Below are 13,107 nucleotides of genomic sequence, written 5' to 3'. Positions count from 1 at the left end.
GATTTTGAAAGCCATCTGCTGATCAATGGTTATTGAACATGGTCAAGTGGGTTAGAACAAGAACAAAGAGATCAAGAACCTCTCTCTTCTCTGATAGTTTAAACGCAGATGCGCATTTTTTTGGTAGATGCGCTTTTAAGTGCTCATGCTCCATCGAAATCGACCTTCTTTCTCGCTAAAAGCCTTGGGAACAGACAAACTTAGGCAGAAGGATATCAATTTCCAAGAGGTGATGGAAGGAATCAAATGGAGAGCGGTTTTCCCATAGTCTGTGGCCTGGATGGTGGTTACCTTAACCCTCTTTATATTCTTAAGATGTTTGATCGGCTGTTAGATGAGGCTAGCATTCCTCATATGCGTATTCATGATCTGCGGCATAGTGCGGCTACAATCCTGGCGAGCATGGGGATTAATATGAAGGTGATTCAGGAGATGCTAGGGCATAGTGACATTTCTATCACGCTAGGGTTGTATTCTCACCTCATGCCTTCCATGCAACAGGAGGTTATAGAGAAGTGGGATGATGTGTTTGGGCATGACGACAAAGCAGAAGATGAGAACTGATCTTTCATCTAATGCTAATGAATAGCTTGCCGTCTGACTTACGTTGATAGATAGAATCCTCTCCATTTGCACGTTTAGACATAACATCAATCTCTCTAACATAATAAAACCCGCCTCACATGCTGTAAGGCGGGTTTGGTATACACTGTAAGGGCTAGCAAATCCCAGGTGCTCTTTTGCCGCCAGATTTTCAAAAAGGACAAGTCATAACTGCACACAAAGACAACAAGCAGACTTGACGAAAAATTCTTTCCCGCTCTACAATGGCTACTACTTCATAAACCACGTTCTATCCTCGCAGCTATACAGAAAAGGATGAACTAAAGGAAATTTGCATGGAACGCTTAAATCGAACAACTGAGAATAACCAATCGCTCTCGTCAGAAGATACGCTTTCCTCGTCGACTGGACAATCTGAGATACGGATTACAACTCCCTCAGAGCAGCAACTCTTCAGACGCATTACATGGCTGACCCTTCTTCTTGGGATCATGTTTGGTTGCTGGCTTGTCCTCAATGTAGAAGTGCTATGTAGCAATCAACTTCATCTTAGCGTTTCCACGATAATCTATCTGCTTGGGCCACTTGAGTGGATACCTCTAGGTGCTGCGTGTATTCTCCTGAGGAGAGTACAGAAGCTGCGCAGACAATATCCCTATTTTCAACCTGGCCGCTTTGACTTCTTAGATAGTGTGTCCGGGCCGTTTACTAGCCTAAGCTTTGGACTTTTGCTTATCTGGATGGGCTCTTCTCAACTGATCTGGGAATGGCTCAATCTGAACCCTGACATGGAATTTCCAGTACTGATTACAGGAGTACTAATGTGTGTAATAGGCCTCTTTGCAGAATTAATTGTCGCATTTCTGCAGAGTCGCCATACTACACAGCGGTAGTGAGGAGAGAGACTAGACCCGGCATCAGTGGTTGAAACATAATAGCTCGTCTGTTGATGTATAAGCAAGGTACGAGGTGGCTTAAAGTGGGATACGATTACACTTATCACTTATATGTCCAGAGGGAAAACGTCTGGAAGATGCTGAGGTCTCTTGTAAAGCTAGCATCTCCTACTTGTTCTAAGCATATGTTGTTACATGTGCCAGAAGGTGATGTTATTGATGTCCCCTTTGACTCTGAATACAAAACTGACTCCTTATTTTATAATGAGCAACTGCCTGAGTTGTGCTTTTATGTAAGTTTGTGGTTGCAAGTAGATGAGGATGAACGATCGGCGTTTCAGAAAGATACGTGGGGAGATGAGTGGTTTGTTGTAGACGAACAGGGGTATGTGGCCTTCGGTTATCTCGATCTCACCATAGATTTTAGACGAGAAAAACCAGGATCTCCAGTGTCATTCAACTTTGTATCGGTCGCTGATGATATGAGTGATTTGATGTTTTACTCGCGTTCTCTGCGGAGACTCTTTAGCATGTTGTTAGCCGACGGTGGAGGTATCTGCGGCATTCTTGATTTTGAGGGTACACAGGATGAGTCACTGCTCTGGTGGTTGAAGGGACATAATATGGAGCGATGGATACCTGTACCAGGCGAGGGAGAGGTGAGCGAGAGCGACATGTGGTTTTGTCGAAGGTACGATGGATTGGTAGAACGTTGGCTACAAGAGGAGTGAAAAAGCAGTTTTGCTCTCAGTTTTGCTCTCAGATCTATATTGACAGCTAAAGACAGCTAAAGAAAGCCGCCTGTGAAGAGACTTCACAAGCGGCTTCGTTGGTGGAGATGGGGGAGAGTTGAAGTCCACGACACGAGAAACTAGGCGCTCTTCTGATGCGGTTCCATTGGCTTGTTAAGTGGAAGGACGTTTTATTTTTGTCCATTCGTGGTGAATCAAATGTATATGATCTCAACCTCTAGGATGTCAAAATGGATGTCAGAATTTCTACTGTATGGCTTGCTGTAGACCAAGAAATTTGTCTTTTGAAACCAGTTCATTGCCTGAAAATAGAACGAATCCAACTGGCTCCGTTCTACTTCGCTCCACGGGGCTGGTCGGCTCGCCATTTTGTAGTCTTTGTCACGATGATTTGAGCATATTGATCTTTCTTGAACTGCTTAGTTTTATCTTAATGTGGACGACAAACTGTCTTGACAACGAGGAAGACTTTACAGACTTTGGTTTAATATTGCTGAACCTAAAAGTTAGTCACTATGCTTAGAAAAATTGTTGCGTTTTGGTTGCTAATAGCTTATGTACTATAGGGACATCAGCAGCCGCGAAATCATATGCTTGTAAGTCTGATGGTGTAACCCATTGTATTTCTTGGTGGTCATGTAGACTAAATTGACCATCAATATACCTTACATTATATGCGAGCAACTCGATTTCTATATGTTGGTATCGATAGGTGCTTGAGCAGACAAAATCTTGAACTTGGACTGTTACACCAAATTCCTCTAGCATTTCACGTGCAAGACATTGTTCTGGCGACTCTCCTGGTTCAATCTTTCCACCAGGAAATTCCCATTTGTTTTCCAGAGTATCCCCTTTTTTTCTCTTTGCAATGAGAATTTTACCGTTTAAATTAAGGATAGCTGCGGTAACAACTTTCATAAACTCTACCTTCTAGTATCATAATTAAATAGATGGAGCTCGAAAAAGCTTCAAGTTACAGATTAGCAATTTTTCGGTGAAGATCTAGTGCTTCCTTGCTAGGATGCAATCTTTCATCTTTAGGCAAACGTAGAGGTTGATTGGCTAAATTTTCGTACTCGGTACCATTTAATTCGGGAGACACAATAATTGTCATTGTTGCTGTGTCCACTGCCAGTAGACCTTGATCAAACAATGTATGTATATCACTTCTTAGAAGAAGACCGTTAGAGATATGGTTTGTTTCAGTTCCTTGATAAGGGTAAATGTGTGCTGCTTCTAATACTTGTGTTAATTGATAACCTGTGACGACACATGTTTGATGTGCGGCAATAAGCATATCGCGAAAAGCTCCTTGTCCTTGTCTCTGATGGATGGTTGCAACAGTTTTCTTTCTGTGATCAATAATATTGCTAGGGTTAAATGATTGCTGAGAAACGTTACGAACCAACTTTTCTATATCTTTCTGAACAGATGGTTTCTGTAGCTGTGATTCAATAATATTATCTTGATCTTCATTTACATCACTTCTTAAAAGGAAATATCCATTTTCCCATCCTACAATAAAAGCAATTCCTTCAACCCGATATTTTGCTGTTCTAGGTTTCTTTTGTGTTTGTATCAGAACTCCTACTGGAACTCGATCTTCCATGCACTTTGCCAATGCCCGATTTGTAAAACGTTTGTCATCTGAAGTACCACTTTTGCCTTCTTGAAAATATTGATGTGACCAGCTGCCATCAGGATAACGATGAATCATTGAGTCTGGGTAATCGCTTTCCAATGTTTGCTTGATACTTAATGCGTAGTCCATGTAAGCTGGCTTATAAATACCTTTTTGCAGAATTGCCAGATTCTTTTCTGATAGCTCTTCCCATGTTACTTCTTGATTAGTATGAGACACGAACCATTCTAATGCTCGGTAGTGTAAGTCTCCAGTTGTTTTATTTTTCACTTCCTCCAGAAAGCTCATATGTTTTCTCCTTTTTAAGTGCTAGGCATAAAATATGCCTTCTCTAGGATGTCAAAATGGATGTCGGAATTTCTACTGTATGGCTTGCTGTTTATTTCTTAAGGCAGGGGATTTTAAGTCCCTCTTATAGCCGTATTGGCTTTTAGAGAGGTTTTATGGGTTTTGCGTCGCTGCTATTGCAGGGGATAAAAAAGGTGTTCTTTGACGTTCGGTTTTGTATATTTTAACCTTTGTCTCTATTGGATTTCCCTTTACTATCTATTTTTCCTACCGTTTGACCAAAGAAATAGCCTAGTATGACTAGAAAAGCATTGTTGAGAATTTCAGGTGATGTTACATGATTAAACATAGCAGCTATTAAAGATATAACAATGATGAGTAGGAGTAATGCTCCAAGAATTGTAGAGACTGATTCTCTCTCTACAAAAGTTTTCCATGGCTTTAGCTCTATCTCTCTTATTTCAGCCATACGTTGTCTTCGTGTTAATTGTAATTCCATTTCGAACTGTCTGTCTTTCTGGTGTTCTTCATTCTCTTTTATTTGCTTGTTAAGAGTTTCGACTTTACTTCTTAATTCATCTAATTCGTTAAGCTCATTCTCTAACTTTATTCTGACATTTTCACCTTGAATATTTGATACTATGCCTCTTATGCTTTCAATTTTTTCCTGTTCTTCTAGAAGACTTATGCGAGCGGCGATACGATCTTTAAAAAGTTCGAGGATGGGGCGGGCGTAGACAGTAGTAACAGCATTAAGGCGACTTATCTCATTGGTAGGATCGTTTTGAATATAAATATCAGCTATGTGTACGTCTTTATTTAGTTTGATGCCTATGCGATACCTAGGAGGTATTTCTTGATCTTTTATAACTTTTGTTAATTTGAAAAGCTCATTTTTTAGCGAAACGAGATCTAAAGCATCTATGTTTACGGCTTCAATGCCCTTCTCTTTAAGAATATCACCTATGTAGTTTCTGAACGCTCTGTTTGCTTCTCGCACTAACATCTCTGTCGTGGGATCTTCTTGCGGCATTAATGTTCGAGCAATTGGTATCTGTTGTTCATCAATTCTATTAGTCACTGCAAATCTCCTGGCATTTTTCATTCTAAAAGCTCGTAAATTTAGAATAGTGTCCTTTTGCTTTTCTCTTCTAAAGTAGAACGTTTTTGAAGTGAGATTCTAGGGAAGCTTTTTTGTAAGCTTAGAAGTGCTCTAATTTTGACTATGCCGTTATTAGTGGATCTACAAGATTCTACGGCTAGATTGAGTTTTTGGAATTTATAGGTTAACATTATTTAAGATCTGTTAATGTGTTCTTTATTATAGAAAAAGTATTCTAATGAGATGTGGAGCTTGAATGCTAACTAAGTTAAAAGCCCAGATTTTGCGGGAGGCTGGCGATCACGGAGCAGATACATTAGGCCGGTACTATGCTCAAATGGTATATACGGCATATTGGTGCATTCGAATGTTGCGGAAGGACGAAGAAATAGAAGCAGTTATCCCAGAAGGTACAGAGGATCTAGTTATTCTTAGAAGAGGAGTAAGTGAACTTCATCAAGTAAAAACTCGACAAGAGAGTGTTGGAGCGTGGACGTGTTCCGAAGTACTTCCTATTCTTTGTAAACAGTATTATCGGCGCAATGTTTTTCCTAATCAACAGTTTCATTTTGTTTCAAACTCTATTGCGGATACACGAGCACAAAGAAATTATATTCCTTTGTATAGGCTTAAATTTTTACTAGAGATTAAACACAGTAAACAGGTTTTTAAGCCTGAAGAGCAGGAGGAGTTAGAAAAATTTGAGAAAATATTAGTCCCTTACATACAATCTTTTATTAAAGAAAAGCATGATGATGATATAGATGTCGCGACTGCTACTTCTTGGATTTATAACACGTGGATAGATACAGAATGTTCTATGCTATATACTCAAGGAAATGAGGTTGCTTTAGAATCTGCTCTCACTACTGAATTGAGTGTGGCATTAGAAGAATTATTCCCAGGGTTGCCACAATATTCCCTAAGGCAACTTAATTTAATGTATGAAAAACTTCTTCTTTTGGTATTAAAGAAGATTGTAGCAACTTCAGAGCTTGAAGAGCGTTACATATATTTAGATGACGTTTTGAAGTGTCGTAGTGTTGAATTCGAAGGAACCGTTGATGGCTACCCAGACTTAAGCTCTTTACCAGGAAAGACTATTTTGGATAAAAAAGCACTGCTTGGTGGATTTCATCCCACTGAAATACCTCGTTTCCATCGTCAAAAGGTCCTTGCTGAGGGCTTTAAGCGGAAATACCAAATTTTGGGTGTAGAAGATAATTTAGAAAATCTTGCATCTACTCTTCTTGAACTTCATGCAGAGTGCCGTGATCAGATATGTCGTTTAGATGGTAATAGTAGCAGGCCAGGGCCAAAAATTCTTTCTCTGTATAAAAGTTTACTTCCTGATTTGGTTTCCCAGGCTGTGGACAAATTTCCTGAAATAGATGCTTTAGTCTGCTTAGGTTTACTTTGGAGTGAAACTGATAACTGTTTTGCTTGGTGGAGTGACTTAAAAGACCTTGCATGAAAGGGGAAAAATATGGCCTCCAAACGTACAACAGAAAGTCTTGTATACCATGCAAGTCGTCTTCTGCTATTAATTTCGCTGTGTGGTAAACCACAAAGTAAAAAGAATGTTGAATTGCCTGGTGTTGAAGGTCGTACTTTGTTAGCCAAGTTAGATTTTTTCTTACGTTATCCTGCTTATCTAAGAAATGCTGCACAAATTCTAGGCATAGAGGTTTCGGATGAAGACCTAGGCTTAAGCTTTAGTGAGGAAGAAAACTCTGTAGAATCACATATGGTGCGTTATCTCTATGGACCCTGGGACCATAATTATTATATGGCATTAGCCTATTTAATCGGAAAAGGGTTAATTGAAGTTGAAAAAAGTAATGGTAGAGGAACTGAGATTTTTAAATTGACAAGTACTGGGGCGGAAATTGTAGGAAAATTAAGTAAAGAGTCTGCATATGAAGATTTAGCAAGGAGAGCAAGTACAACATACCGTTTATTCAAGAAATATAATGGTAACAAATTAAAAGATTTTATTTATCACAATTTTCCAGAAGTCGTAAACCGGAAAATTGGTGCAACTATTTAGGAGTAAATTAATTATGACTTCTCCATCCCTATTTATACGTAGGCTGGTCGTTGAAGGGGAGCTTTCCTGTGATCTGACCTTTGAAAATGGCCTTAATGTCCTGAGAGCTGTTCCCTTTGAAGGGGACCCGCGAACAACTAATGGTGCTGGAAAAACTGCATTAGTTGAGCTTATATTGCATGGGTTAGGAAAAAAGCAAGAAGCTAAGACTAAATGGCATTTCGCTTCTATTAGCGATCAGATAGAGACCTTGTGGTTACAAATAGAGGCTAATAGTGAAGTATTTACTATTGAGCGTTCTCTCAAGAGAATCCATTCTCAAATTACTGTTCGCCGTGGTCCTTATCGGCCAGGTATAGAAAATACACAGGGTGAGTTGTACGATGTACAGGAATTATCAGACTTTCTGCTATATATATTAAAGATTCCAGCAGTATCAGTAAAAACAGCCAATGGTGATTTGGAGCCATTGACTTTCCCTTTGCTTATGAGAGCGTTTGTACTTCAACAAAAACTCAGTTTTGTTTCTATTCTGAATAAGGTTTTACCAGAAAGAAGAATTCCAGACATTATTGGTTTTTTAACTGGAATTACTCCTTTTGAACGTTTTGATATTGAAGAAAAATTGGCTAAAGTACAACAAAATATGCAGCAGTTAGAAACGCTAATACAGTCAGTGCGAAAGTTCTTATCCGAAACAAGTGTAGCTTCTCTATCCGAAGTTGAAAAACAGTTTTATGACGCTGAACAACACCTTGAGCTTGCAAAATTTGAGCTATTCCAGGCTCAGCAAGAGATCAAACAAAATGGGAATAGCTATTCTTCTAGAGGAAAGCCAGGTCGAATTGATAGTCTACGAAGTCAACTGTTAGGTATAAAAGCTGAGAAAGCGCAAAACGAACAGGATCTTGGTGCAATTGTACAAGAGGAGAAGCGTTTAGAGGAACTTCACGCATCTTTGCTTGTTGATCGTCGAAAGGTAGAGCGTGTGAAAACATCAATATCTGTGCTTAATAGCGTTGATTTTGATAAATGTCCACGATGTCTGCAGACAATCACCAGTGAGATGAAATTGCGAGAAGAGCATGATCGTTGTTGTTTGTGTAGTCGTCCTCTTACGATGACATCTGATGACCTACCACTAGCTATGCCTAGAACCCAAGATATTGGTTTTCAGATAGAGGAAGCTGAAATGGTTTTGGAAGATGTTAGGCGGGAGAAAGAAGAAATTGAATTAAGGCTGAATAATATTCGAGCTTTAGAAGAAGAAGTTAGCGATACGCTTGATCAAGAAACAAGAACATTTGTTGCTCCTTCTGTTGACCATCTGCTAGAACAGACTTATGCAGTTGTGCAAAGAGAAGCGAAATTAACAAGCATTAAGGTATTCTTGGATCAATTGCACTCAGTTGACAATAAAGATGAAAATTTGAAAAATCTTCAATTAGAGAAAGCTCAGTGGGAGGATAAGCTTAAACAAGTTAATAGGCCAAATGAAGAAAGAATGACCAAACTATCTCAGATTTATGAAAAAATTCTCAAGGAGGTTAGTTTCCCTAATATTCAATACTGCTCAATTGATCCTCAAAGGTTAGTTCCACGAATTAATGGCAATTGGTATACTAATCCAGGAGTTGCGTTAACTGGACTAGCTACAGTTTGTTATCACCTTGCTTTTTTGGAATTAGCTCGCCAAGAATCGACTTTTTTCCCTTTATTTTTAGTAGTCGATTCTCCTAACAGCGGAGACTTAAACGAGGAAAACCAGGACAAATTGCTTCATTATTTTGCTCAAATGCAACTTAATGCGGAGAAAAAGAATGCTGAAGGTGAGGAAGGATTAAATTGGCAGGTTATATTGACCACACGTAAAATAGTTGACGAACTCAAACCTTACGTTATAGAGGAGATTAGTAAAGCTCCAAATAGAATGCTACTGAGAGAACAAGAATAAAATCTCTTGAGGGCCTGCTTCAACATAAATTGTAATGTGTGCTTCTTAACGAGTATTTGATCAAGTCACGGATATGTTCATTCTCGGCTCTCCTGACCTAGTGATTGAGGTTGGTGTGCCGAGTACGGTAGCCCATATCGGCGTGAGATGCAAGACGCATACGCTGGAGCTGGTGTCCCAGAGTACTGGATTGTAACCCTTGATGGTCATATCGTAGAAGTGTTGTTTCAGTGAGTGGTGTATATCGTTCTCAAGGGCTTTTTGTTGCTGACGATGTGTTACCTTCTCAGGTATTGCCCGGTTTGCCTATTACCGTCGAGCAAATCTTTGTCTAAGCATTCTTAGCAGGGATTTTAGAAAGACGCTCCCAAGCTTCTATATATTGGGAGCGTCTTCTTAGATTTTTCTTACTCTTCACTAAAATAGTCAAGGTCTATCTTTTTGATGATATATTTTGACTCCTCTGTAACACCGATATCATGATCAATCATTAATTGAGCTAATTGTTCTCCGTCAATTAAGATAATTTTTCTCCCGTCAATTCCACTAGCAAATTCTATCGCTTGTTTGGAAAAATTGGATGTAGTTATAAAAACTCCTTTATTGGCTTTACGGCCCATGAGCGCTCCTGCAAAGCCTTGTACATCTGGACGAGAGACCGTTCCTTCCCATTTTTTTGCTTGTATATAGATAACGTCGAAGCCAAGCTTGTCTTCCTTGATTATTCCATCTATTCCACCATCACCTACCTGCCCAATAGCCTGACCTGCATCTTTTCTTGAACCACCATAGCCCATTGCAATAAGCAGATCTACTACTAAGTTCTCAAAGAATTTAGGCGAGCTGTTTTTGATGTTTTCTAGTAGCTCTTGAGCCAGGGTTTTTCTTAAACTCTGATAACTTGAATCTAAGATCTCCTGCGGAGTCTGACTAATCTCCTCCGTAATTTTTTCGGCTGTTACTTCCCCATTGCTCTTACTATCAATAAAAGAAATAAATTCAGGAAATCGTCTTAAGTATTTATTATTGATGTGATTAGGATTAGATTTTAGAACTTCCCAACCACGCTCAGTTAGACGAAATTTTGCTCTTCCAGCGTTCTCAATCAAGAGGGCTTTTATTAAATACGTACGAGCCCAATGCACTCGATCATCAAATTTCCGCTTTTTGCCACTGGGCAAAAGCTCTTCTCTATCTTGTTCAGTAAGTTTAAGTTGGTTGGCTAAAGTCTCTATTGCTTCTCTAATATTATGTTCATTTCTGTCTGCTGCAAGGGTTAAAAGTGGAAGCATTAAACTTTGATAATCAGGTACTGCCATGTTAAGACTCCTATAAAGGCACTTTGTACATTTTAATGTTTAAAAGTATATCATTGATAATAGCGTAGTAGAGCTTTCATAGCCATTATTTGGTAGTGAGATTAGGAATGCCGGAAATTTATTGCTAAGTTTAAAATCGCTCCAATGAAAATGGCTGAATTATTTGAGGCGCTTGACCGTTAGAAATTGTTTCTGTGATGGTTTGTCCTGTGATGGCGCTGAGGATGACACCCACGCTATTGTGACCAGTGGCGAGAATAACATTCTCCCATTGGGGAGCTGGGCCGAGAATGGGGCGTGTGTCTGGTGTTTTAGGGCGTAGTCCTGCCCATGAAGATGTGAAAGTCTGTTGTGCCAAGCTTGGAACGAGTTTTGCTGTGGCGTTTTGTAGCCAGGTGATGCCTTTCTCTGTGACTTGGGTATCAAAGCCGGTATCTGCTTTTGTTGCTCCAACAATGATGCTTTCTCCCTTGGGAGCAAGATAGGCTCCTTCCCCAAAAATGATATGCCGGAGCTGGTGGGTGGGTTGGCAGTAGGAAATAATTTCTCCTTTGAGGGGGGTAACTGGGATGTCGAGATTGAGCCACTCTCCACACTGAGCTGTCCATGATCCTGCTGTGATGATGAGATATTTGCACGAGATCGACTGGTGAGCTGTGACTACCTCTGTAACCTGGTTGTCCTGATGCTGAATGCCTATGACTTCTTCATGGGGATAGAAGATAGCTCCGAGTCTTTTTGCGGCCTGATAGTAAGCCTGGACAACTTGGGGAGCTTGGACTTGTGATTCTTCTGGTGCATAAATAGCTGCTTGAATGTGAGGGTCAAGCAGTGGCTCTTGTTTTCTGGCTTCGTCGCCGGTGAGCCAGTACATTTTCAGGCCTAATGGTTGCCATGCTTGCATGCGCTGTTGCAGGTGAGCAACACGTTTGGGGTTGCGTACCGTTCGCAGTGCGCCGGTTTGTTCGTAGCCGATATGTACGCTGCTGGCCTCTTCTAGTTCTGGAACGAGATCGATGAGGAGCCTAAAACCAGACATAAGTAGATCTGCAAATGGTCCGGGGCCTGGGATTGGTCCCAGAGGTGCTAGTAGGCCAGCGGCTGCGCTTGATGCCTGTGCTCCTATTTCTCCTCGCTCCAACACTGTAACATCAATGTTCGCTTTACGAAGGTAGTAGGCAATAGCGCAGCCGATGACTCCTCCTCCTACGATGGCGACGTCTGTTGTGGGTTTCATGGCGGTCTCGACTTACCAGACTAGAATTTGACGGCCTAGCTTTGGAGTTGTGCTCCTAGACGATTTACTAGCGGATGGCGTGGGTACTTGCTTTGCATTTGACGATGGAGGCTTTGAATCCTTGCTTTGTTGCTGCTCGATTGGGTCGCTTTAACAACCTTCAAGGCATCTAGCGCGATCTCGCAGCTGCTTTCTGGATCGCCTTCGGCAAGGTAGGCCTGTGCATCGGCGATTAAGAGGCGGGCTTGCCACCTTGTCAGCTCTGGACCGAGATTATTGCGCGCAATGTTCAGTGCATTATGTGCTTCGTTATGTTTGCCATATTGTGTGTAGGCCTGCGCTCTATCCATGTAGAGGCCTGCTACATTCACTTTGACAAAGCTTCCATCGTCCTCTAGCTCTCCCTTGCGAATGATGCGGCCAACCTGGTCAAGCATAGTGAAGCACTGCTTCTGTTGCATTGTATCTTTTTTTGGTAAGGTCGCGTAAGCTTCGGCGGTGGCCTGGTATACGTAGCCCTTCAGTGGATCACGAGAACGATTGGCATAAGGGATAGCGGCCTCCAGGTCCTGGATTGCGGCATTGTACTTCTGTAGTTTCATCAGCGTCTTGGCACGACGGAATAACGACGCAGAGATGAGCTCTGGATTCTCCAATTGAAAGGCCAGGTCTACGGCCTTCTTCCCATCGCGCAATGCCTGATTCATGTCCATTCTGTCTCGTGCTGCGACTCCTGAGAGCTGGTAGTAGCGACACAACATAGAAATGATTTGTGCGCGCTCCACTCCTCTCGCGTTTTTCGCTGTGTTGGTTAGTAGTTGAATACAGTTGTTAATGTTGATTGCTGCGTGTTGCGCGCTACTAGTGTAGTACAGTTGCCAGCTGGCTGCAAGCATATTCTCATACAAGCTCATCGTTTGCGAGTCAATAGCTTTGATGATACCTGCTGATTGAACAAGTGGTGCTTCTGTTGGGTTGTCTGAGATGACTACTGACAGGCCGAGAAGCACTGGCGGGATGCTCAGTAGTTTTGAGATGGCGTATCGCCGTGAGATGAGCTCTGGCATATTCGTATTGCTTTCCATTTCATAGACGTGTCTGACCGATTGCCCCAGCGCATCAGCTAAATCTTTAGCCTTCCATTTGCGCAGTTCGCGGTAGTAGCGAATGACCTGGCCGAGATGAGGCAAGTTGTTTTCACCTTCATCGAATAGGCCATAGGCGTACCACCACCTATGTTTTTTAGCTTCCAATGCTGTTTTCCTCCTAAAGGTGAAATGCTATTCAACACTTATTTCTAGTC

11 protein-coding genes are annotated in these 13,107 nt (G+C 41.2%); 5 read left to right on the top strand and 6 right to left on the bottom strand.

The features are described 5' to 3' along the window. Nucleotides 1–246: 246 nt before the first annotated feature. Both JMJ16_RS22055 and JMJ16_RS22050 read left to right on the top strand, forming a co-directional pair. Nucleotides 247–564 carry a tyrosine-type recombinase/integrase gene (locus JMJ16_RS22055; protein WP_201385049.1) on the top strand — a complete coding sequence of 106 codons (318 nt, stop codon included), beginning with the start codon at nt 247–249 and terminating at the stop codon, nt 562–564. 1,093 nt (nt 565–1,657) lie between these two features. Then, complete coding sequence (locus JMJ16_RS22050; RefSeq protein ID WP_201385047.1) at nt 1,658–2,191, top strand: hypothetical protein; 534 nt, start codon at nt 1,658–1,660, stop codon at nt 2,189–2,191. A gap of 540 nt (nt 2,192–2,731) precedes the next feature. On the opposite strand, the gene mutT is transcribed toward JMJ16_RS22050, so the two are convergent. The 3 genes from mutT to JMJ16_RS22035 form a co-directional block, all read right to left on the bottom strand. Beyond that, on the bottom strand, nt 2,732–3,130 hold the full coding sequence (gene mutT / locus JMJ16_RS22045; RefSeq protein WP_201385045.1) for an 8-oxo-dGTP diphosphatase MutT: 399 nt from the start codon (nt 3,128–3,130) through the stop codon (nt 2,732–2,734). Between the two features lie 55 nt (nt 3,131–3,185). Further along, nucleotides 3,186–4,142: an HNH endonuclease gene (locus tag JMJ16_RS22040; protein ID WP_201385043.1), complete on the bottom strand. Its 957-nt coding sequence runs from the start codon at nt 4,140–4,142 to the stop codon at nt 3,186–3,188. Between the two features lie 223 nt (nt 4,143–4,365). After that, nucleotides 4,366–5,223: a hypothetical protein gene (locus JMJ16_RS22035; protein WP_201385041.1), complete on the bottom strand. Its 858-nt coding sequence runs from the start codon at nt 5,221–5,223 to the stop codon at nt 4,366–4,368. A gap of 277 nt (nt 5,224–5,500) precedes the next feature. On the opposite strand from JMJ16_RS22035, the gene JMJ16_RS22030 reads away from it, so the two are divergent. From JMJ16_RS22030 to JMJ16_RS22020, 3 genes are read left to right on the top strand one after another with little or no spacing between them, the layout of a single operon-like run. Further along, nucleotides 5,501–6,718, top strand: coding sequence for a dsDNA nuclease domain-containing protein (locus JMJ16_RS22030; protein ID WP_201385039.1), 1,218 nt, complete (start codon nt 5,501–5,503; stop codon nt 6,716–6,718). 12 nt (nt 6,719–6,730) lie between these two features. Next, complete coding sequence (locus tag JMJ16_RS22025) at nt 6,731–7,294, top strand: hypothetical protein (protein WP_201385037.1); 564 nt, start codon at nt 6,731–6,733, stop codon at nt 7,292–7,294. Between the two features lie 13 nt (nt 7,295–7,307). Continuing rightward, complete coding sequence (locus tag JMJ16_RS22020) at nt 7,308–9,248, top strand: hypothetical protein (protein ID WP_201385036.1); 1,941 nt, start codon at nt 7,308–7,310, stop codon at nt 9,246–9,248. Nucleotides 9,249–9,655: 407 nt separating this feature from the next. On the opposite strand, the gene JMJ16_RS22015 is transcribed toward JMJ16_RS22020, so the two are convergent. The 3 genes from JMJ16_RS22015 to JMJ16_RS22005 form a co-directional block, all read right to left on the bottom strand. After that, entirely contained in the window at nt 9,656–10,567 is a 912-nt protein-coding gene (locus tag JMJ16_RS22015) for a restriction endonuclease (RefSeq protein WP_201385034.1), read from the bottom strand. 130 nt (nt 10,568–10,697) lie between these two features. Then, a complete protein-coding gene (thiO, locus tag JMJ16_RS22010; RefSeq protein ID WP_201385032.1) occupies nt 10,698–11,804 on the bottom strand; it encodes a glycine oxidase ThiO in 1,107 nt (368 codons plus the stop codon). Between the two features lie 35 nt (nt 11,805–11,839). After that, nucleotides 11,840–13,057: a helix-turn-helix transcriptional regulator gene (locus JMJ16_RS22005; protein WP_201385030.1), complete on the bottom strand. Its 1,218-nt coding sequence runs from the start codon at nt 13,055–13,057 to the stop codon at nt 11,840–11,842. Nucleotides 13,058–13,107 lie beyond the last annotated feature (50 nt).

The organism is Ktedonobacter sp. SOSP1-52 (assembly GCF_016587395.1).
The sequence above is the reverse complement of the archived record's forward strand: the minus strand, read 5'-3'. Positions and strand labels throughout refer to the sequence as shown.

What these genes read in the sequence shown, in the direction of transcription:
- JMJ16_RS22055 (WP_201385049.1), top strand. Translation starts at nt 247, where the DNA reads ATGGAGAGCGGTTTTCCCATAGTCTGTGGCCTGGATGGTGGTTACCTT.
- mutT (WP_201385045.1), bottom strand. Translation starts at nt 3,130, where the DNA reads ATGAAAGTTGTTACCGCAGCTATCCTTAATTTAAACGGTAAAATTCTC.
- JMJ16_RS22040 (WP_201385043.1), bottom strand. Translation starts at nt 4,142, where the DNA reads ATGAGCTTTCTGGAGGAAGTGAAAAATAAAACAACTGGAGACTTACAC.
- JMJ16_RS22030 (WP_201385039.1), top strand. Translation starts at nt 5,501, where the DNA reads ATGCTAACTAAGTTAAAAGCCCAGATTTTGCGGGAGGCTGGCGATCAC.
- JMJ16_RS22025 (WP_201385037.1), top strand. Translation starts at nt 6,731, where the DNA reads ATGGCCTCCAAACGTACAACAGAAAGTCTTGTATACCATGCAAGTCGT.
- JMJ16_RS22020 (WP_201385036.1), top strand. Translation starts at nt 7,308, where the DNA reads ATGACTTCTCCATCCCTATTTATACGTAGGCTGGTCGTTGAAGGGGAG.
- JMJ16_RS22015 (WP_201385034.1), bottom strand. Translation starts at nt 10,567, where the DNA reads ATGGCAGTACCTGATTATCAAAGTTTAATGCTTCCACTTTTAACCCTT.
- thiO (WP_201385032.1), bottom strand. Translation starts at nt 11,804, where the DNA reads ATGAAACCCACAACAGACGTCGCCATCGTAGGAGGAGGAGTCATCGGC.